Genomic DNA, 20,788 nt, shown 5'->3' on the forward strand with positions numbered 1-20,788 from the left:
ACGGCGCTCGTTAGCATTTAGGTCATGACCCCGCCCCGCGTGCCCGACAAGCCCAGCCTCGACGGCCTCGAGGACAAGTGGCTCGCGGTATGGGACGAAGAGGCCACCTACCGCTTCGACCGCAGCCGCGGCCGGGACGAGGTCTACTCGATCGACACCCCGCCGCCGACGGTGAGCGGGTCGCTGCACCCTGGGCACGTCTTCTCCTACACCCAGACCGACGCGATCGCCCGGTATCAGCGGATGCGCGGCAAAGCGGTGTTCTATCCGATGGGGTGGGACGACAACGGCCTGCCCACCGAGCGGCGGGTGCAGAACGTCTACGGCGTGCGCTGCGACCCCGGCGTGCCCTACGACCCCGATTTCACCCCGCCGGCCAAGCCCGGCAAGCAGGAACTGCCGATCTCCCGCCGCAACTTCGTCGAACTGTGCGTGCAGCTCAGCGCGGAGGATGAGACGGCGTTCAAGGAGCTCTGGCGCCGGGTCGGGCTGTCGGTCGACTGGGATCTGACCTACCAGACCATCGGCCCGATCGCCCAGGCCACATCGCAGCGGGCGTTCCTGCGCAATCTGGCCCGCGGCGAGGCCTACAAGGCCGAGGCGCCCACCCTCTGGGACGTCACGTTCCGCACGGCCGTCGCCCAGGCCGAGTTGGAGGAGAAGGACGTCGAGGGTGCCTACGCCCGGGTCGCGTTCCACGGCGCCGCGGGTCCGGTGCACATCGAGACCACCCGGCCCGAGCTGATCCCGGCCTGCGTGGCCCTCGTCGCGCACCCCGACGACGAGCGCTATCAGCCGCTGTTCGGCCAGACCGTGCGGACGCCGCTGTTCGACGTCGAGGTGCCGATCGTCGCCCATCACCTGGCCGAGCCGGACAAAGGCTCGGGCATCGCCATGATCTGTACCTTCGGCGACACCACCGACGTCACGTGGTGGCGTGAGTTGGCGCTGCCGACGCGGTCGGTCATCGGCTGGGACGGCCGGCTGCAGCCGGACACCCCGCCCTGGCTGGAATCGGAGCCGGGCCGCGCTGCCTACGAGCAGCTGGCCGGCAAGACCCCGAAGTCGGCGCAGGCACAGATCCTCGACCTGCTGCGGGCCTCGGGCGACCTCGACGGCGAGCCGCGGCCGATCACGCACCCGGTGAAGTTCTACGAGCGGGGCAGCCGGCCGCTGGAGATCGTCACCACCCGGCAGTGGTACATCCGCAACGGCGGCCGCGACCTCGATCTGCGGGCGGCGCTGATCGAGCGGGGCCGCGAGCTGCGCTGGCACCCGCCGTTCATGCGGCACCGCTACGAGAATTGGGTGGACGGTCTGACCGGCGACTGGCTGGTCAGCCGGCAGCGCTTCCTCGGCGTGCCGTTCCCGCTGTGGTACCGCGTCAACGAGCTGGGCGAGCCGCAGTACGACGACCCGATCGTGCCGGCGGAGTCCGAGCTCCCGATCGACCCGGCGAGCGCCGTCCCGCCCGGCTACATCGAGGACCAACGGGGCAAGGCCGGCGGGTTCGCCGCCGACCCCGATGTCATGGACACCTGGGCGACGTCGTCGCTGACCCCGCAGATCGCCGGCGGGTGGGAGCGTGACCCCGACCTGTTCGCCCGGGTCTTCCCGATGGACCTGCGCCCCCAGGCGCACGACATCATCCGCACCTGGCTCTTCGACACCATCGTGCGGGCGCACCACGAGCACGACAGCCTGCCGTGGACCGACGCCGCGCTCTCCGGCTGGATCCTCGACCCGGACCGCAAGAAGATGTCGAAGTCCAAGGGCACCGCGGTCACCCCGATGCAGCCGCTCGAGCGGCACGGCACCGACGCCTTCCGCTACTGGGCCTGCAACGGCCGGCTCGGCACCGACATGGCCTACGACGAGGGCGCGATCAAGGTGGGCCGCCGGCTCGCCGTGAAGCTGCTCAACGCCAGCCGGTTCGCGCTCGGTACCGGCGTGACCGCGCAGCCCGCGGACGCCGCCGCCGCAGCGACGGTCACCTCCCCGCTGGACCGGGCGCTGCTCGCCGAGCTCGCCGCGGTGGTCGACTTCGCCACCGCGTCCTACGACGCGAACAACTACGCCGCCGCGCTCGAGCGCACCGAGGCCTTCTTCTGGTCCTTCTGCGACGACTACCTCGAGCTGGTGAAGGCGCGTGCGTACGGCGAACGCGGCGAGCCTGACGCCGCCTCGGCCCGGGCCACGCTGTCGATCGCGCTCGCCACGCTGCTCCGGCTCTTCGCCCCGGTCCTGCCGTTCGTGACCGCCGAGGTGTGGTCGTGGTGGCAGGACGGGTCGGTGCATCTGGCGTCGTGGCCCGAGGCTGCGCCGCTGCGCGCGGCTGCGGGCGAGATCGTGCCCGGCATGCTCGCCGCGGCCGCCGACGCGATCGCCGCCGTCCGCAAGGCGAAGTCCGACGCCAAGCTGTCGATGCGGGCCGACGTCGTCAAGCTGGTCGTCTCCGGCGACGATGCGGCGCTCACCGCGCTGCGGACGGTCCTCGACGACGTCAAGGCCGCCGGCCGGGTCGCCACGGTCGAGTTCGCCGCGTCCGACGCCGCTCCGCCGCAGTACGAGGTCACGTTGTGACCAGCCAGGGGCCGGTGCCCGACGAGGCGGCTGTGCACGCCGCCTTCGCCCGGGTCGAGGCCGAACTCGCAGCCCGGTGGCCGGAGTCGCGGCTCGACCCGACACTGGAGCGGATCGAGGCGCTGGTCGACGTACTCGGCTCGCCGCAGCGCAGCTACCCGGTCGTCCACATCACCGGCACCAACGGGAAGACCTCGACCGCCCGGATCGTCGACGCGCTGTTCCAGAGCTTCGGGCTGCGGACCGGCCGCAGCACCAGCCCGCACCTCGCGTCGGTCACCGAGCGCATCAGCATCGACGGCGACCCGATCAGCCCGGCCCGGTTCGTCGAGATCTACGACGACATCGCGCCCTATCTGGAGATGGTCGACGCCAAGCTGCCGATCCCGCTGTCCTACTTCGAGGTCCTCACCGCGATGGCCTTCGTCGCGTTCGCCGACGCGCCGGTCGACGTCGCGATCGTCGAGGTCGGGATGGGCGGCTCGTGGGACTCCACCAACGTCGCCGACGGGCGGGTCGCCGTCGTGACGCCGGTGGCGATCGACCACGCCAATTACCTCGGCGACACGGTCGAGAAGATCGCCACCGAGAAGGCCGGCATCATCAAGCCGGACGCGGTGGCCATCCTCGCCGACCAGCAACCGGCCGCGGCGCAGGTGCTGCTGTCCCGCGCCGTCGAGGTCGGCGCCACCGTCGCCCGAGAGGGGATGGAGTTCGGGATCCAGGAACGCCGGGTCGCCATCGACGGCCAGATGCTGTCCCTGCAGGGCCTCGGCGGCACCTACGACGAGATCTTCCTCCCGCTCTACGGCGCCCACCAGGCGCAGAACGCCGCCGTCGCTCTCGCCGCAGTGGAGGCGTTCTTCGGCGCCGGTCAGGACCGCGCGCTGGTCGTCGAGACCGTGCGGGAAGGGTTCGCCGCAGTCACCTCACCCGGCCGGCTCGAGGCGGTTCGCAGCTCGCCGACCGTGCTCATCGACGCGGCCCACAACCCGCACGGCATGCGCGCGACCGTGGCGGCGCTCGAGGAGTCCTTCCACTTCCGCCGGTTGGTCGGTGTGGTCGCGATGCTCGCCGACAAGGACGTGCGCGGCATGCTCGAGGTGCTCGAACCCGTGCTGGACGCGGTCGTCGTGACGGAGAACTCCTCGCATCGGCGGATGTCGGCCGACGAGCTGGCCGATGCGGTGGTCGACGTCTTCGGGCACGACCGGGTCACCGTCGAGCCCCGCCTCGACGATGCGATCGAATCGGCCGTCGCGCTGACCGAGGAGGACGCCGACATGGTCGGCGGGGCCGGCGTACTCGTCACCGGTTCGGTCATCACCGCCGGCGATGCCCGGCTGCTGCTCGCCGGACGATGACCGGCGACCCGAGCACGGAGCACGCGGAGCGCACGCAGCGCGCCGAGCGGGCCGTGCGCGGTGTGCTGGCCGGCACCCTCGGACTCGAGGCCCTGATGGTGCTGTTCGTGCCGCGGGCGATCGCCCAGACCGGCCCGGGGCTCACCACCGGCCGGCTGGTGATCCTGTTGGTCCTCTTCGCGCTGCTGCTGGTCACCGCGTTCGTCGTCCCGCGCCGGGCCGGGCTGATCCTCGCCACGGTGCTGCAGTTCGCGGTGATCGCCTGCGGCGTGTTCACGCTCGCGATGTACGTCCTCGGTGTGATCTTCCTGGCGATCTGGGTCTACGAGCTGCGGGTGCGGTCGCAGCTCTTACGCCGCTGACCTACGACAGTGGTGTAGTTGGCAGGTCGGGTCGGGCAGCACGATGGTGGCCCGGTGCGGGAGAATGGCTTGAGGTGCCGTCGCGCAGGCGGCGCCACGTCCGGGAGGTGCGTGCGGTGAGCGAGAGTCGACGGCCGGCCGGTGCCCTGGAGGCCGAGGTGCTGGCAACGCTCTGGGCCGCCGCCGCGCCGCTCACCGCCGCGCAGGTCCGCGACTCGCTCGGCGGCGATCTGGCCTACACCACGGTGATGACGATCCTGACCCGGCTGCACGACAAGGCGGTGGTCGAGCGGCATCGCAGCGGCCGCGCCTACGCCTACGCCCCGGTCCTCGACCAGGCCGGTATCGCCGCGGCCCAGATGCGGGCGCTGCTCGATCACGGCGCCGATCGGGCGTCGGTGCTCGCGCTGTTCGTCGACGGCCTCAGTGGCGAGGATGAGCGGGTGCTCACCGACCTGATCCGCCGGGCCGAGGGGACGGACGGGCCCAACTGATGCGGTTCGACGTCTACCTGCCCCTGGCGCTCTCCCTGGTCTTCGGTCTCGGCGGCCCGTGGGTGGCGCGCCGACTCCCGCCGGCCCACGCCACCTGGCTGCTGACCATCGGAGCCGTGACGTCCGCAGTCGGCGCGGCGGCGGCGCTCGGGATGCTCGCCCTGACGATCATCGGCCAGGTGCCGGACATCGCGGTCGCGGGGCACTGGACGGTCGCCGCCCTTCGGCACGCCGACCCGGTCGGGCGCCCGGTCGGGTGGGTCGCGCTGGCCTGCGTCGTCGTCGTCGGCGTCCTGGCCCTGACCGCGCTGGTCCGGCGCCTCGGCGCACTGGTGGAGGCCTACCGCACCTGTCACCGGCTGCCGCAACCGTCGACCCCGCTGCTCGTCCTGGCCGACGCCGGGATGAATGCCTACGCCGTCCCCGGCCGCCCGGGCCGCGTCGTCGTCTCCCGCGAACTCCTGGCCACGCTGCCGCCCGAGCACCGCCGGGTGGTCATCGCCCACGAACGGGCCCATCTCGAGCACCACCACCACTGGCACAACACCGTCGTCTCGGTGGCGGCCGCGCTCAACCCCATGCTTGCGGCGCTGCCCGCAGCCGCCCGGCTGGCCACCGAGCGCTGGGCGGATGAAAGCGCGGCCCGTGCCGCCGGCGACCGGAAGGTCGCGGCCGCGGCCCTCGCCCGGGCCGCGCTCCTCGGCCGGCACTCAGCCCGGGTGCCGGTCGGTGCGATGGCGGCCGGCGGAGCCGACGTCGTCGTCCGGGTGCGGGCCCTGCTCGCCGAACCGGTGCGTTCGCGGCCGCTGCTGCTGCTCGCCGCGGCCGTGCCCCTGGTCCTCGCCACGGTGGCGGTCGCCGCGGCGACCCACGACGTGCACGCCCTGTTCGAGTTGGCCCAGGCGACGTCGGTCTGATCCGGCGACGGCTCAGCCGGCGAGGAACGACAGCCGGACCTCGCGGGTCGCGTTGTCGACGTTGAGGTCCACCAGGCACAGGCTCTGCCAGGTTCCCAGCGCCAGCCGCCCGTCGAGCACCGGAACGGTCGCGTACGGCGGGATCAGCGCCGGCATGACGTGGGATCGGCCGTGACCCGGCGACCCGTGCCGGTGCCGCCACCGACCGTCGGCCGGCAGCAGATCGCGGAGCGCGGCGAGCAGATCCTCGTCGCTGCCCGCCCCGGTCTCGATGAGAGCCAGGCCCGCGGTCGCGTGCGGGACGAAGACCTGCAGCAGGCCGTCCCCGCCGCCGGCCACGAACTCCCGGCACTCGTCGGTCAGGTCGTACACCGTCTCGGCGGACCCGGTCCGCACGGTGATCAGCTCGGAGCGCATCCCCCCATTGTCCGGGACGGCCCGCGCACCCGTTACCGTCTGGCCCGTGACTGAACGCACTCTCGTCCTCGTCAAGCCCGACGGTGTCCGCCGCGGCCTCGTCGGGGAGGTGATCGGCCGATGCGAGCGCAAGGGTCTCGACCTGGTGGCGCTGCAATTGCGCACCCTCGATCGGGACAGCGCGCAGACGCATTACGCCGAGCACGACGGCAAGCCCTTCTTCGCCGACCTGGTCGACTTCATCACCTCGGGCCCGCTCGTCGCGATGGTCGTCGAGGGCCCGCGGGCCATCGCGTCGTTCCGCGCGCTCGCCGGCGCCACCGACCCGCTCAAGGCCGCGACCGGCAGCGTGCGTGGGGATTTCGCCCTCGAGGTGCAGGAGAACATCGTGCACGGGTCGGACTCTCCGGAGTCGGCAGCGCGCGAGATCAAGCTCTTCTTCCCCGACATCGGCGACTAGCCCGGCGGCTCGCCGGGTCGCAAAGATCACCAACCTGACCGAAAGTGCATCGCCGCCCGGTTAGGTTTTTCTCCTGTGGACCCCGATCGTGGCGAGCCGCTGATCCGTGCCGAAGGGCTGACCAAGCGCTTCGGTGACTTCGTCGCGGTCGACGGCATCGACATCACGGTCGAGCGCGGCGAGGCGTTCGGCTTCCTCGGGCCCAACGGCGCGGGCAAGAGCTCCACCATGCGGATGATCGGGTGCGTCTCCCCGGTCAGCGAAGGGGTGCTGCGCATCCTCGGCATGGATCCGGCAGCGGACGGCCCGGCGATCCGGGCGCGGCTGGGCGTGGTGCCGCAGGAGGACACCCTCGACCGCGACCTGACCGTGCGGGAGAACCTCTACATCTACGGTCGCTACTTCGGCATCCCGCGGGCCACGATCCGGGAGCGCTGCGACCGGCTGCTCGACTTCGTCCAGCTCACCGAGCGGGCCGACGACCAGGTCGAGCCGCTCTCCGGCGGCATGAAGCGCCGGCTGACGATCGCCCGGTCCTTGATCAACGAGCCCGAGCTGATGCTCCTGGACGAGCCGACCACCGGGCTGGACCCGCAGGCACGGCACGCGCTGTGGGACCGGCTGTTCCGGCTCAAGCAGCAGGGGGTGACGCAGGTACTGACCACGCACTACATGGACGAGGCCGAGCAGCTGTGCGACCGGCTGGTCGTCATGGACAAGGCGCGCATCGTCGCGCACGGCTCGCCGCGGGACCTGATCGCCCGCTACAGCACCCGGGAGGTGCTCGAACTGCGCTTCGAACCCGGTGAGCACGAGGACATGGCCGGGAAGGTCGACGGGCTCGCCGACCGGGTCGAGGTGCTGCCCGACCGGCTGCTGCTCTACACCGACGACGGCGACGCCGCGGCGGCCGCGGCCCACCGCCGCGGCCTGCGGCCGCTGAGCGTCCTGGTACGCCGCAGCTCGCTGGAGGACGTCTTCCTCCGGCTGACCGGCCGAAGCCTGGTGGAGTGACGCGTGTCGACGACCTTCGCCTTCCGGTCCATGCGGCACTGGGCCTACCAGTACAAGCGGGCCTGGCGTGGGTCGGTCGTCTCCAGCGTGATCAGCCCGGTGCTCTTCCTCGCCGCGATGGGGGTGGGCCTCGGCACCCTGGTCAACCACCATTCGGGCAGCTCCGCCTCCCTCGGCGGGGTCAGCTACATCGACTTCATCGCCCCGGGGCTGCTCGCGGCCACCGCGATGCAGACCGCCACGGGTGAGTCGACGTACCCGGTCATGGACGCCGTCACCTGGGGCAAGACGTACTTCGCGATGATGGCGACACCGCTCGGCGCGGCCGACGTCATGCTGGGGCACCTGGCCTGGATCGGGGTGCGGCTGCTCTCGACCTGCACGGTCTACCTCGCCGTGATGGCCGCGTTCGGCGCGGTCCGCTCGCCGCTGGCGCTGCTGGCGGTGCCGGCCGGCGTCCTGACCGGGCTGGCGTTCGCCGCACCGGTCATGGCCTACGCCGCGACCCGCCGCAACGATGCGGGCCTCGCGGCGCTGCTCCGCTTCGTGATCGTGCCGATGTTCCTGTTCTCCGGGGTGTTCTTCCCCGTCACCCAGCTCCCCGCGGTGATCCGTCCGATCGCCTACGCCACGCCGCTGTGGAACGGCGTCGACCTCTGCCGCAGGTTCACCCTCGGTACGGCGACCCCGGGCGCCAGCCTGCTGCACATCGGGTACCTGCTGGTCTGGGTCGTCCTCGGCGTGGCCCTGGCCCGCTGGGCCTACCGCACCAGGCTGGTCCGGTGAGTGGCCCGGCCGGCGGCGGGACCGCCACCCTGCTCGCCCGGATCGCGCCGCTGCCCCCGGTGAGCAGCCGGGCCTGGCTGATGGTCGAGCGCAACCTGATGGTCTACCGGCGGGCCTGGCTGATCATCGTGTCCGGCTTCTTCGAACCCCTGTTCTACCTGTTCTCGGTCGGCGTCGGCATCGGAGCCCTGGTCGGGCACGTCACGGTGGCCGGGCACTCGATCGGCTACACCACCTTCGTCGCCCCCGGACTGCTCGCCTCCTCGGCCATGAACGGCGCGGTCTACGACTCGACCAACCTCTTCTTCAAGCTCCACTACGCCAAGCTCTACGACTCGATCCTGTCCACACCGGTCGGCGCCGGCGACGTCGCAGTGGGGGAGATCACCTGGGCCCAGCTGCGCGGGCTGGGCTACTCCGCCGCGTTCCTGATCGTCATGCTGGCGATGGGCCTGGTCGACTCATGGTGGGCGGTGTTCGCCCTGCCGGCGACCGCCGTGATCGGCTTCGCGTTCGGCGCGGTCGGCATGGCCGCGACGTCGTACATGCGCAGCTGGCAGGACTTCGAGTTCGTCCAACTGGCCATCCTGCCCATGTTTCTGTTCGCGACGACCTTCTACCCGCTCTCGACCTACCCCCGGACCCTGCAGATCGTGGTGGAGTGCACGCCGCTCTACCACGGGGTCGAGCTGATCCGGGCGCTCACGACCGGGGTGGGCGTCGGGCCGGGCCTGCTCGGGCACGTCGCCTACCTGATGATCATGGGTCTGGCCGGCCTCGCGGTCACCTCCCGGCGGCTGGAGCGGCTGCTGCTGCGGTGACCGCCGGGGCGGTCCGGGGTGTGACCGGAACGAGACTTGCGCAGTTCGGGTAGTTCCCCGGCAATATCGGCATCCGACGGTACGATCGGACCGCTGTTGACTGACGAGATCTGGCCGCCGGGGGTCCCGCTAATGACACGAAGCTCACTGTCGTTCCTCGGTCGAGACATGGCCGTCGACCTGGGCACCGCCAACACGCTGGTCTATGTCCGGGGCCGCGGTATCGTGCTCAACGAGCCGTCGGTGGTGGCGATCAACACCAACACCGGTGAGATCCTCGCGGTCGGCAGCGAGGCCAAGCGGATGATCGGGCGGACGCCCGGCAACATCGTCGCGGTCCGCCCCCTCAAGGACGGCGTCATCGCCGACTTCGAGACGACCGAGCGGATGCTCCGCTACTTCATCCGCAAGGTGCACCGCCGCCGGCACCTGGTGCGCGGCCCCCGGGTGGTCGTGTGCGTGCCGAGCGGGATCACCGGAGTCGAGCAGCGGGCGGTCAAGGAGTCGACCTACAACGCCGGCGCCAACAAGGTCTTCATCGTCGAGGAGCCGATGGCGGCGGCGATCGGCGCGGGCCTGCCGGTCAGTGAGCCCACCGGCAACATGGTCGTCGACATCGGCGGCGGAACCACCGAGGTCGCGGTCATCTCGCTGGGCGGGATCGTGACCAGCCAGAGCATCCGGGTCGCCGGCGACGAGCTCGACGCGTCGATCATCCAGTACATCAAGAAGGAATACTCGCTCATGCTCGGCGACCGCACCGCCGAGGAGATCAAGATGGCCATCGCCTCGGCGTTCCCCATCGCCGAGGAGCAGCAGGCGGAGATCCGGGGCCGCGACCTGGTCAGCGGACTCCCGAAGACGATCGTGGTGAGCGACGCCGAGATCCGCAAGGCGATCGAAGAGCCGGTCAATTCGATCATCGACGCGGTCAAGACGACGCTCGACAAGTGCCCGCCGGAGCTCGCCGGCGACGTGATGGACCGCGGCATCGTGCTCACCGGCGGGGGCGCGCTGCTGGGCGGGCTCGACGAGCGGCTGCGGCACGAGACGGCGATGCCGATCATCGTCGCCGACAACCCGCTGCATTCGGTCGCGCTGGGTTCGGGTCGGTGCGTGGAGGACTTCGACGCTCTCCGGCAGGTGCTGGTATCCGAGCCGCGGCGCGAGCTGCGGCGCTGACCGCCCGGCGATCTGGTCGGGCGGGCCACATCAACGTGAAGATTCCACGATGAACCGGCCCACCCGTCGACAGCGGCGGGTCACCGTCGTCCTGCTCCTGGTGTGCATCAGCCTGCTCGCGCTCGATTACGGCGGCAACGGGTTGGGCGGGGCGCGCCACGCGACCTCCAGCGCGTTCGGGCCGGTGGAGCGCGGGTTCAACACCGTGGTGATGCCGGTCGGCCGCTTCTTCGCCGGGCTGCCCAAGATCGGCAGCACCACCGCCACGATCGACTCGCTGCGGCGCAAGAACGCCGAGCTGCGCAGCCGCCTGAGCACCAGCTCGCTGGACGGCGCCCGGTCGGCCGAGCTGCGCCGGCTCGGCCTGCTGGTCGGCGCATCGCACTTCACGGCCGTGACCGGCACCGTCCTGGGGCTCGGACCGTCGCTCGGCTACGAGTGGACCGCGCAGATCGATGCGGGCAGCCGTAACGGGGTCAAGGCGGGGATGACCGTGATCAACGCCAATGGGCTCGTCGGGCGGATCAAGATGGTCGGCCCCACCACCAGCACGGTCATCCTGGCCGTCGATCCGGGGTCGTCGGTCGGCGTCCGGGTCGCCCGCACCGGCGAACTCGGAATCGTCACCGGGGCCGGACTCAAGTCGATGTCCTACGTGCCACTCAATCCGGGGTCGACCTTCCGGGTGGGTGACGAACTCGTCACCGGCCCCTACGGCGCGTCGACCTACGCCGCCGGCGTCCCGTTCGGCAAGGTCACCAGGGTGATCCGCGGCGGCACGACGTCGACCCCCACGGCCAAGATCTCCCCGGACGTCGACTTCACCAGCCTCGACGTGGTGGCGGTCGTCCTGGTCGCCCCCCGACCGGTCGCGCGGGTGCCCGTGCCGCCGACGAAGCCGAAGAAGCACCAGCCGTGACCGGCCGCCCGGCCCGGCTGCTGGTCGCCGCGCTGTCGATCGTCCTCGCGCTGGCGCTGCAGACGACGGTCTTCTCCCGCCTGCCGCTACCCGGCGGCACCCCGAGCCTGCTGCTCGTCCTCGTGGTGGCGTGCGCCCTGGTCGGCGGAGTGCCGTGGGGCGTCGGGATGGGCTTCACCATCGGGCTCGCCGCCGACCTGCTCAGCAACCACCCGGCCGGCCTGTTGGCGCTGGTCTTCCTGCTGGTGGGGTGGGCGGTCGGTCTGGTCGAGGCCGACGGGACCCACCTGGTGCTGCGCGGGATCGTCGCGGTCGCGCTCTCGGCGGTCGGGTCGTTCGCGCTCTACGTCGCGCTGCTCGCCCTGATCGGACCCGACCGTGTGCAATGGGCGTCCCAACTGGCCGACCTTCCGACCACGGTTCTCTACGATGTGATCTTGACACCTGTCGTCGTACCACTCGTTGCGATGGTTGAGCGTCGGCTACGGGCGGCGAGCTACCGGTGAGGATCGGTCGATGAAAGACGCCGCGGGGCTTCGGCTTCTTGTGCTGCGGGTGCTGGTGCTGTCGTTGCTGCTGACCCTCGGCGCCCGGTTGTACTACCTGCAGGTGCTCGACAAGAACAAGCTGACCCAGACCGCCAACGCCCAGCACACCCGGCAGATCGTCGTTCCGGCGCCGCGCGGCTCGGTCGTCGACGACGTGGGCCGGCCGTTGATCGACAACCGCACCGCGCTCGTCATCGCCGTCGACCGCAGCGCACTGGATCGTCAGGCCGACGGCGGCAAGGCGGTGCTGGCCCGCCTGGCCGCGCTGATCCACGTTCCGGCGCAGCACCTGTCCCGGCAGGTGACGCCGTGCGCGCCGCACGTTCCGAAGCCCTGCTGGACCGGGTCGCCGTATCAGCCGGTGCCGGTGCTGAACAACGCCTCACCGGCGGCCGTGCTGCACATCTCCGAGCACCGCGAGGACTTCCCCGGCGTGGTCGCCGACGCGCAGGAGGTGCGCCAGTACCCCGCGCACACCGTCGCCGCCCACGAGCTGGGTTACGTCGGGCCGGTCACCCAGGAGGAGCTCGACACCAACGCCGCCGACGGCAAGTCCACACTCAACTCCAGCGATCTGGTCGGCCGCAGCGGTCTCGAGGAGAGCTACGACTCGACGTTGCGCGGCGTGGACGGGATCAAGACCGTGACCGTCAACAACTCCGGTCAGGTCACCGGAACCGCCTCCGCCACCGCCCCCCGGCCCGGCGACACGCTGGTCACCAGCATCGACGCGAAGGTGCAGGCTCTGGCCGACCAGTCGCTCGCCGCGCAGATCAAGAAGAGCCGGGCCACCTTCGACCCCAAGAGCGGGAAGAACTTCGCCGCACCCAGCGGCGCGGCGGTCGTGATGGATCCGCGCACCGGCCGCGTCCTCGCCCTGGCGAGCTACCCGACGTTCGACCCCAACGTCTTCGTCGGCGGAATCAGCCAGAAGGAATTCCAGCAGCTCAGCGGCCCCGACAGCGGCGATCCGATGGTGTCCCGGGCCACCCAGGGTCAGTTCGCCCCCGGGTCGACGTTCAAGCTGTCGACGTCGTCGGCGATCGTCATGGACGGGCAGACGACGCTCAACCAGACCGGCAACTGTCCCCCCAAGCTGCAGGTCGGCAACCAGACCAAGACCAACTACGACAGCGAGAGCATCTCCGGGCCGATCACCCTGGGCCGGGCGCTCGCCTTCTCCTGCGACACGTTCTTCTACCGCTACGCCATCCAGGCGTGGTACGCCGACCAGAACCAGGCGCTGGCCGGTAAGAAGCCGGCGGAGAACCTGCAGAACATGGCCCGCGACTTCGGATTCGGCAGCAAGCCCGGCATCGACCTTCCCGGGGGACAGCAGACGGCCGGGCAGATCGTCGGCCGCGCCTTCCTCAAGCAGCGGTGGGAGGCCAACAAGGCGCAGTACTGCGGCAACGCCAAGAAGGGCTACCCGCAGGTCAGCGACCCGACCCGGCGCGCGTTCCTGACCTTGCTCGCGAAGGAGAACTGCTCCGACGGCTGGCGTTACAACATCGGTGAGGCCGCCGACCTCGCCATCGGTCAGGGCGAGACCACCGTGAGCCCGCTGCAGCTGGCCACCGCCTACAGCGCGATGGCCAACGGCGGAACGCTCTTCCAGCCGACCATCGGCAAGGCGATCGTCAACTCCCACGGCAAGGTCGTCAAGCGGATCACCCCGCAGGTGCGCCGTAAGGTGCCGGTGCGCAAGGACGTGCTCAACTACATCAAGAACTCCCTGAAGTTCGGCAAGGGCCTGGCCTCTGGCGAGATCGCGTTCGGCGGCTTCCCGTTCGCGAAGGACTCCATCGGAGGCAAGACCGGCACCGCGGAGGTCTTCGGCAAGCAGGACACCTCCTGGTTCGCCTCCTGGTCGCCCACCAAGGATCCGAAGTTCGTCGTCGTCGGGATGATCGAGCAGGCCGGCCTCGGGTCCGGCGCCGCGGCGCCGATGGTGCGCAAGATCTACGACGGTATCTACGGTCTGACCGGACGCAAGCACACCCCGGTCATCGCGGGCAGCGAGCCTCCCTCGGCGCTGCCGAAGATCGCGCCCTACGCGCAGTCCGTTCCCCCCGGCGACATCGTCGGGTCCGGCGACGCGGCGACGCCGACGGCGACCCCGGCCGCGGACCGCCAGGTCCGACCAATGCCCTGGTCGCCGGACACGATCCTCGCGCTGCCGCCGCTGCGCTCCACCCTCCGGCGGTCCGGCCGACGAGCCCGACGCCGCGGACCACCTCGACGGGCGAGAGGGGCGCCGCCATGGTCCAGCTGATCCGGTCGTCACCCTCGCGCGGGCTGCGGTCGCTCTCGGAGCCGGTACGCCGTGAGCCGACCTGGCACCGGGTCGACTGGGTGCTGGCCGGCACCTCCATCGTGCTCGCGCTGCTCGGCGGGGTCCTGATCTGGGCGGCCACCCGCCAGCACCAGATCGACCTGCACGCCGACCCGCAGTACTACCTGAAGAAGCACCTCATCAACCTCGCCATCGGGTTGCTCATCGGCGGCGTCGTCGCGGTGGTCGACTATCGCGCACTGCGCACCTATGCGCCGATCGTCTACGTGCTGTCGTGCATCGGCCTGGTCGCCGTGCTCGCGGTCGGTTCCACGGTCAACGGTGCCCACTCCTGGATCCTGCTGCCGGCCGGTTTCGCCATCCAGCCGTCGGAGTTCGCTAAAGTCGCGCTCATCGTCGGGATGGCGATGCTGCTGACCGAACGCCGGGAGCGGGAAAATCGGCGCCCGGTCGCCGACGTGCCCCTGCTGCTGGCGCTGGCCGCCGTACCGATGGCGCTGATCATGCTGCAGCCGGACGTGGGCACCGTGATGGTCTTCGTCTTCACGATCCTCGGTGTGCTATCTGTGGCCGGCGTCTCGTGGAAGTGGATCCTGGGGCTGATCGCCCTCGGCGCGCTGGTGGCCTACGCCGCCGTCGCCCTGCACCTGCTCAAGAGCTACCAACTCGACCGGTTCCGCTCCTTCGCCAACCCCAACGTCAGCAACGCCGCGACCTACAACGTCACCCAGGCACGGATCGCGATCGGATCGGGCGGGTTGACCGGCAGCGGGCTCTTCCACGGCTCGCAGACCAACGGCCGCTTCGTGCCGGAGCAGCAGACCGACTTCATCTTCACCGTCGCCGGTGAGGAACTCGGCCTGCTCGGCGCCGGGGGCATCATCGTGCTGTTCGGGATCATGATGTGGCGGGCCCTGCGCATCGCCGGGCGCTCGCCCGACCCGTTCGGCCGGCTGGTCGCGGTCGGGGTCGTCGCCTGGTTCTCGTTCCAGATCTTCGTGAACATCGGGATGACCCTCGGCATCATGCCGGTGACGGGTCTGCCGCTGCCGTTCATGTCCTACGGCGGATCGTCGATGTTCGCGAGCTTCCTGGCGGTCGGCCTGCTCGAGAACGTGCACATGCGCACCCAGGAGACCGGGCGGGTCCGCGCCGCGCTCTGACCCCCAATCCCTTGATCAAGAGGGGATTCGTACGGCGTTTCGCACCTGAATCCCCTCTTGATCAAGATGGGGCCGCACCACGTATGCTGAAATGACCGTGGCGTTGATCCGGCCATCACCGGTGAGCCTCCGGAAGAACGGGCGCCGCTGAGCGAGCGGCGCCTCAGTAGAACCGGGCGGGTCCGGCCCGTCATAGCCGGCGACGAGCGGGCGATCGGCCTCCGGGCGGATCGCCAAGCGGGGTGGTACCGCGGGGCCCGTGCCTCGTCCCTGCACTGTGGTGGAGGTGACGAGGAAGGGAGCGAGCGGTGGCATACCCCTTGGACGGCTCGGGTCGCGACGTCGAGCCGTCGCCGTCATTCCCCGGTCTCGAGGAGCGGATCCTCGACTTCTGGGAGCGCGACGGCACCTTCCGCGCCTCGATCGCCAACCGGCCGGCGGGGGAGAACGGCAGCAACGAGTTCGTCTTCTACGACGGACCGCCGTTCGCCAACGGGGTCCCGCACTACGGGCACCTGCTGACCGGCTACGTCAAGGATCTCGTCCCGCGCTACCAGACCATGCGCGGCCGGCGCGTGGAGCGTCGGTTCGGCTGGGACTGCCACGGGCTGCCCGCCGAGATGCAGGCCGAGCACGAACTCGGCATCACCACCAAGCGCCAGATCCTCGAGATCGGCATCGCGAAGTTCAACGACACCTGCCGGCGCTCGGTGCTGCGCTACACCAAGGAGTGGGAGCGGTACGTCACCCGGCAGGCGCGCTGGGTCGACTTCGACAACGACTACAAGACCCTCGACCTGGGCTACATGGAGAGCGTCCTGTGGGGGTTCAAACGCCTGTGGGACAAGGGTCTGGTCTACGAGGGCTTCCGCGTCCTGCCCTACTGCTGGCGGTGCGAGACTCCGCTGTCCAACCACGAGCTGCGGATGGACGACGACGTCTACCGGCCACGGGCGGACCCGGCGGTGACGGTGTGGTTCGAGCTGGACAGCGGCGAGCGGCTGCTCGTCTGGACAACCACGCCGTGGACACTGCCGAGCAACCTTGCCGTCGCCGTCGCACCGGACGTGTCCTACGCCGTCATGGAGCGCGACGGCGAGCGCTACGTGCTGGCCGAGGACCGGCTGCCGGCGTACTCCCGCGAGTTCGGCGAGGACACCGACGCGCAGCGGGTCGCAACGCTGACGGGCAGCGAGTTGGTCGGTCGCCGCTACCGGCCGATGTTCGACTTCCTTGCCGACACCGACAACGCCTTCCAGGTGCTTGCCGGTGACTTCGTCACGGTCGAAGACGGCACCGGCGCGGTGCACATGGCGCCGGCCTACGGCGAAGACGACCAGAACCTCTGCGCGGCGGCCGGGATCCCGGTCGTGCTCACCGTCGACGACCGAGCCCACTTCACCGACGTCGTTCCCGACTACGCCGGCATGCACGTCTTCGACGCCAACCCGCGCATCATCGCCGACCTGAAGGCCCGCGGGATGCTGGTGCGGCACGAGACCTACGAGCACAGCTACCCGCACTGCTGGCGCTGCGACACCCCGCTGGTCTACAAGGCGCTGTCGTCGTGGTTCGTGTCGGTCACGTCGTTCCGCGACCGGATGGTCGAGCTCAACAAGCAGATCGACTGGGTGCCCGAGCACATCCGCGACGGTCTCTTCGGCAAATGGCTGGAGAACGCCCGGGACTGGTCGATCTCGCGCAACCGCTTCTGGGGCAACCCGTTGCCGGTGTGGCGCAGCGACGACCCGGCGTACCCGAGGATCGACGTCTACGGGTCGCTGGCGGAGATGGAGCGGGACTTCGGGGTGCGCCCGACCGATCTGCACCGACCGGCGATCGACGAGCTGACCCGGCCCAACCCGGACGACCCGTCCGGCCGGTCCACGATGCGCCGGGTCCCGGAGGTGCTCGACGTGTGGTTCGACTCCGGGTCGATGCCGTACGCGCAGGTGCACCACCCGTTCGAGAACGCCGAATGGTTCGAAGACCACTACCCGGGCGACTTCATCGTCGAGTACTTCGCGCAGAGCCGCGGCTGGTTCTACACGTTGCACGTGTTGGCGACCGCGATCTTCGACCGGCCGGCATTCGCCACGTGCGTGACGCACGGGATCGTTCTCGGCGACGACGGCCAGAAGATGTCCAAGAGCCTGGGCAACTTTCCCGACGTCTACGAGATGTTCGACCGCTACGGCGCCGACGCCATGCGGTGGTTCCTGATGGCCTCACCGATCCTGCGCGGAGGCGACCTCGTCGTCACCGAGCAGGGGATCCGCGACGCCGCCCGCCAGGTGATGCTGCCGCTCTGGAACGCGTACTACTTCCTCACGCTCTATGCCAACGCCGACAACTACCAGGCCACCTGGCGCGCCGATTCCACGCAGGTCCTCGACCGCTACATCGTGGCGAAGCTGCACGACCTGGTCGCCGACCTCACGACCCGGCTCGACCGCTACGACATCGCCGGGGCGTGTGCAGCGGTGCGCAGCTTCCTCGACGTGTTGACCAACTGGTACGTACGCCGTAGCCGGAGCCGTTTCTGGGGCTCGGACCGGGACGCCTTCGACACCCTCTTCACCACTCTCGAGGTGCTGACCCGGGTCGCCGCGCCGCTGCTGCCGATGGAGACCGAGGAGGTGCACCGCGGGCTCACCGGCCGGCGCAGCGTGCACCTCACCGACTGGCCGGACGCCGGCGGGCTGCCCGCCGACCCCGGCCTGGTGAGCTCGATGGACGCCGTCCGCGACGTGTGCTCTGCGGCGTTGTCAGTGCGCAAGTCGCTCGGACTGCGGGTGCGTCAGCCGCTGGCGTCGCTGACCGTCGCCGGCCCCGACGCGCAGTCGCTGGCGCCGTACACCGACCTCATCGCCGACGAGGTCAACGTCAAGGAGGTCCGGCTCTCGGCCGACGTGGACGCGTTGTGCACCCGGGTGCTGGCGCTGGTTCCGCGGGCGCTCGGCCCGCGGCTCGGCCGCGACGTGCAGCGGGTGATCGGCGCCGTGCGGTCCGGCGACTGGTCGGAGATCGACGGCGTGGTCACCGCGGGCGGAGTTCCGCTGCAGGAGGGCGAATACATCGTGCGACTGGAGCCCGCGTCCGGGCAGGCCGCCGCGGCGCTGCCCGGGCGGGCGGGCGTCGTGCTGCTCGACACCGAGATCGGTCCGGAGCTCGCCGCCGAGGGAGTGGCCCGCGACGTCGTGCGTGCGGTTCAGGCGGCCCGGCGCACGGCCGGGCTCGACGTGTCCGACCGGATCGAATTGACGATCGAGGCGTCGCCGGCCGTGCAGGCCGCGGTCGAGGCCCACCGGGCCTTCGTCACGGCCGAGACGCTGGCGACCGGGATCACCTTCGGGCCGGTCGCCGACGGCGCGCCGACGACCGAGGTCGGCGACGGCGAGTCGGTGCGGGTGGCGGTCACCCGGGCTTGATCCCCTCCTCGCCGACCGGCACCCGCCGGCCGGTCTCGTGGGACTCGATCGCCGCGTACGCGAGCAGCAGCGCCCGCCGGCCCGCGGTGGCCGGTACCGGCGGTGGCTCGCCCGCTCGCAGTGCCCCCAGCATGTCGTCGACGTATCGGTCCACGGTGTGGTGGAAGCTGCGCGCGGCGTCGTTGAAATAACCGGGGCGCCAGACGGTGGTGTCTTCCGCGCCGACCCGGGACAGCTCGAAGGACTGCACGGTGTCGGTCGCGACGGCCCGTCCGGCCGTCCCGTTGACCTCGAGCTGGTGCGTCCCGTGATACGCGTACGACGAGTCGTAGGAGCCCAGCAGGGTGCCAACCGCGCCGCGGCGGAATTCGAGGGCCAACGCCACGGTGCTCCATGCCCCGTAGGTCCTGTTCGTCATCTGCGCCATCACCGAGGTGATCGGCCCGAGCAGGTATTCGAGCATGTCGAAGGCATGACACTGCGTCTCGATGAGGTTCTTGTGCAGCGAGACGCCCCGATTGGGTTCGCCGCCGAAACGCCAGGTGGCGAACACCGGCTCGCCCACGGATCCGTCCTCGATCGCCGTTCGGGTGCGCAACACCGGTTCGGCGTATCGGTGGTTGAAGTGGATGGCGAAGAATGTGTTGTGCTCCTGCGCCCTGGCCAGCAGCGCGTCGGCCCGCTCGAGCTCAAACACCAGCGGCTTCTCCACCAACAGCGGGACACCGGATTCCAGGAGCCGCATGGTGGGCTCGAAGTGATGCTCGTTCGGCAGCGATACCGTCACCAGGTCGGGCCGCACCTTCTTCAGCATTTCGCCGATGTCGGTATATGCATCGACGCCGAGCCGGTTCGCCTCGGCCGACGTGCGCCCGAGGTCGCGCCCTACGACGGCGCACAGTTCGGTGTCCGGGTGCTGACTGAAGACCCGAGTGTGCTGGCGTCCCCAACCGCCCGGGCCGACGACGGCAACCCGCAGCAGATCCTGGGTCATCGAGCATCCTGCTCGACGACGACCTTGCCCGTCTCACCGGCGAAGAACAGTTCGAACGCGCGGTCCAGCTCGGCGACCGGCATCCGGTGGGTGATGACCTTGGAGATGTAGTCGGTGTGGACGCGCAACAGATCCAGGTTGCGGGGCAGGTCGTCGAACGGGAAGTACTCGCTGCCCAGCACTGCGTGCTCGGGCGCGATCAGGTCGCGGGAGACGTTCAGCGTCACCTGCTCACCGTGGCCGACACAGACCAACACGCCACGCCGGCCGAGGATGTCGACAGCGCTGCGGCGGGCCACCTCCTTGCCTGAGGCGTCGAAGGCGACGTCCGGGCTGCCGACGGGCGACAGGTCGGTCACGTCGACCGGTATTCCGCCGAGGGTGCCCGCGAACTCACGGCGCCAGGGCGAAACATCGCTGATGTACACCGGGATGTGCTGGCCAAGCAGGAGTTTCGACATCACCAGCAGGCCGAGCCCGATCGGTCCGGCACCGGCGACGTACACCGAGGTGATGTCGGTGCGCACCAGCCGGGCGCGCATGATCGCGTGGCCACTGGTGCCCATCACGTCGAGCAGCATCGTGGCGGTGGGGAAGTCGATGTCATCGGTGATGGGGAAGAAATTGCTTTCGTGGATCACCTCGTACGGCCCGTAACCGCCGTCGTCAGCGATGCCCATGTCACCGCGTTTGGCCAGGCACTGGTTGGTGACGCCCAGCCGGCAACTGCGGCAGTCACCGCAGAAGTCCATGAGGTACACCACGCCGCGGGTGCCAACCGGCGACGTGGTCCCGTCGCCGGCTTCGACAACCACGCCGGCTGTCTCGTGACCGGGCACGTGGTCAGCTCCGTGACTCCAGAAGCCGCGATCGGACCCGCACAGCGCGTTCGCGCGCGGCGAGATCAGCAACTCGCCCGCGCCGGGCCGGCGATAGCTGCGCTCGACGTACTCGATCCGCCCGTTTCCGCGGAACAGGGGTGCGCTGGCTCTGGTCATTGCGCCCATCCTCGTAGCGATGGTCGCCAACCGGTGGCG

At 70.3% G+C, this 20,788-nt stretch carries 18 protein-coding genes; 15 read left to right on the forward strand and 3 right to left on the reverse strand.

Annotated elements, in window-relative coordinates:
* Positions 1-24 precede the first annotated feature (24 nt).
* The 5 genes from valS (at position 25) to VGH85_12995 (ending at position 5,720) form a co-directional block, all read left to right on the forward strand.
* Positions 25-2,583 (forward strand): valine--tRNA ligase, encoded by a 2,559-nt coding sequence (valS, locus tag VGH85_12975; GenBank protein ID HEY2174713.1) that lies wholly within the window; start codon positions 25-27, stop codon positions 2,581-2,583.
* Complete coding sequence (locus VGH85_12980; GenBank protein ID HEY2174714.1) at positions 2,580-3,947, forward strand: folylpolyglutamate synthase/dihydrofolate synthase family protein; 1,368 nt, start codon at positions 2,580-2,582, stop codon at positions 3,945-3,947. Before valS ends, VGH85_12980 begins: the two co-directional genes overlap by 4 nt.
* Positions 3,944-4,309, forward strand: a complete 366-nt coding sequence (locus tag VGH85_12985; GenBank protein HEY2174715.1) for a DUF4233 domain-containing protein — start codon at positions 3,944-3,946, stop codon at positions 4,307-4,309. Before VGH85_12980 ends, VGH85_12985 begins: the two co-directional genes overlap by 4 nt.
* Positions 4,310-4,425: 116 nt before the next feature.
* Positions 4,426-4,803, forward strand: coding sequence for a BlaI/MecI/CopY family transcriptional regulator (locus VGH85_12990; GenBank protein HEY2174716.1), 378 nt, complete (start codon positions 4,426-4,428; stop codon positions 4,801-4,803).
* The gene (locus VGH85_12995; GenBank protein ID HEY2174717.1) at positions 4,803-5,720 is read left to right on the forward strand and encodes a M48 family metalloprotease; all 918 of its coding nucleotides are present in this window, start codon (positions 4,803-4,805) and stop codon (positions 5,718-5,720) included. Before VGH85_12990 ends, VGH85_12995 begins: the two co-directional genes overlap by 1 nt.
* 12 nt (positions 5,721-5,732) lie before the next feature.
* Here the strand turns inward: VGH85_12995 and VGH85_13000 are convergent, their stop codons facing one another.
* Positions 5,733-6,137, reverse strand: a complete 405-nt coding sequence (locus VGH85_13000) for a YjbQ family protein (protein ID HEY2174718.1) — start codon at positions 6,135-6,137, stop codon at positions 5,733-5,735.
* A 46-nt stretch (positions 6,138-6,183) separates the two neighbouring features.
* On the opposite strand from VGH85_13000, the gene ndk reads away from it, so the two are divergent.
* From ndk to ileS, 10 genes are all read left to right on the forward strand, one after another.
* Positions 6,184-6,597, forward strand: coding sequence for a nucleoside-diphosphate kinase (gene ndk, locus VGH85_13005; GenBank protein HEY2174719.1), 414 nt, complete (start codon positions 6,184-6,186; stop codon positions 6,595-6,597).
* Between the two features lie 75 nt (positions 6,598-6,672).
* Positions 6,673-7,611, forward strand: a complete 939-nt coding sequence (locus tag VGH85_13010; protein ID HEY2174720.1) for an ABC transporter ATP-binding protein — start codon at positions 6,673-6,675, stop codon at positions 7,609-7,611.
* 3 nt (positions 7,612-7,614) lie between these two features.
* Positions 7,615-8,397: an ABC transporter permease gene (locus VGH85_13015; protein ID HEY2174721.1), complete on the forward strand. Its 783-nt coding sequence runs from the start codon at positions 7,615-7,617 to the stop codon at positions 8,395-8,397.
* On the forward strand, positions 8,394-9,218 hold the full coding sequence (locus VGH85_13020) for an ABC transporter permease (GenBank protein HEY2174722.1): 825 nt from the start codon (positions 8,394-8,396) through the stop codon (positions 9,216-9,218). Before VGH85_13015 ends, VGH85_13020 begins: the two co-directional genes overlap by 4 nt.
* 147 nt (positions 9,219-9,365) lie before the next feature.
* On the forward strand, positions 9,366-10,400 hold the full coding sequence (locus VGH85_13025) for a rod shape-determining protein (protein HEY2174723.1): 1,035 nt from the start codon (positions 9,366-9,368) through the stop codon (positions 10,398-10,400).
* Positions 10,401-10,449: 49 nt separating this feature from the next.
* Complete coding sequence (gene mreC, locus VGH85_13030; GenBank protein ID HEY2174724.1) at positions 10,450-11,319, forward strand: rod shape-determining protein MreC; 870 nt, start codon at positions 10,450-10,452, stop codon at positions 11,317-11,319.
* Positions 11,316-11,825 (forward strand): rod shape-determining protein MreD, encoded by a 510-nt coding sequence (mreD, locus tag VGH85_13035; protein HEY2174725.1) that lies wholly within the window; start codon positions 11,316-11,318, stop codon positions 11,823-11,825. Before mreC ends, mreD begins: the two co-directional genes overlap by 4 nt.
* A 10-nt stretch (positions 11,826-11,835) precedes the next feature.
* The gene (gene mrdA, locus VGH85_13040; protein ID HEY2174726.1) at positions 11,836-14,142 is read left to right on the forward strand and encodes a penicillin-binding protein 2; all 2,307 of its coding nucleotides are present in this window, start codon (positions 11,836-11,838) and stop codon (positions 14,140-14,142) included.
* Positions 14,130-15,326, forward strand: coding sequence for a rod shape-determining protein RodA (gene rodA / locus VGH85_13045; GenBank protein HEY2174727.1), 1,197 nt, complete (start codon positions 14,130-14,132; stop codon positions 15,324-15,326). Before mrdA ends, rodA begins: the two co-directional genes overlap by 13 nt.
* Before the next feature lie 308 nt (positions 15,327-15,634).
* Positions 15,635-18,757: an isoleucine--tRNA ligase gene (gene ileS, locus VGH85_13050; protein HEY2174728.1), complete on the forward strand. Its 3,123-nt coding sequence runs from the start codon at positions 15,635-15,637 to the stop codon at positions 18,755-18,757.
* Here ileS and VGH85_13055 read toward each other — a convergent pair.
* Positions 18,744-19,751 (reverse strand): Gfo/Idh/MocA family oxidoreductase, encoded by a 1,008-nt coding sequence (locus tag VGH85_13055; GenBank protein HEY2174729.1) that lies wholly within the window; start codon positions 19,749-19,751, stop codon positions 18,744-18,746. The genes ileS and VGH85_13055 overlap by 14 nt on opposite strands.
* Positions 19,748-20,749 carry an alcohol dehydrogenase catalytic domain-containing protein gene (locus VGH85_13060; protein ID HEY2174730.1) on the reverse strand — a complete coding sequence of 334 codons (1,002 nt, stop codon included), beginning with the start codon at positions 20,747-20,749 and terminating at the stop codon, positions 19,748-19,750. The genes VGH85_13055 and VGH85_13060 overlap by 4 nt, the downstream gene beginning before the upstream one ends.
* Positions 20,750-20,788: the final 39 nt, after the last annotated feature.

The sequence above is a fragment of the Mycobacteriales bacterium genome, from assembly GCA_036497565.1.
Taxonomy (GTDB): Bacteria; Actinomycetota; Actinomycetes; order Mycobacteriales; family QHCD01; genus DASXJE01.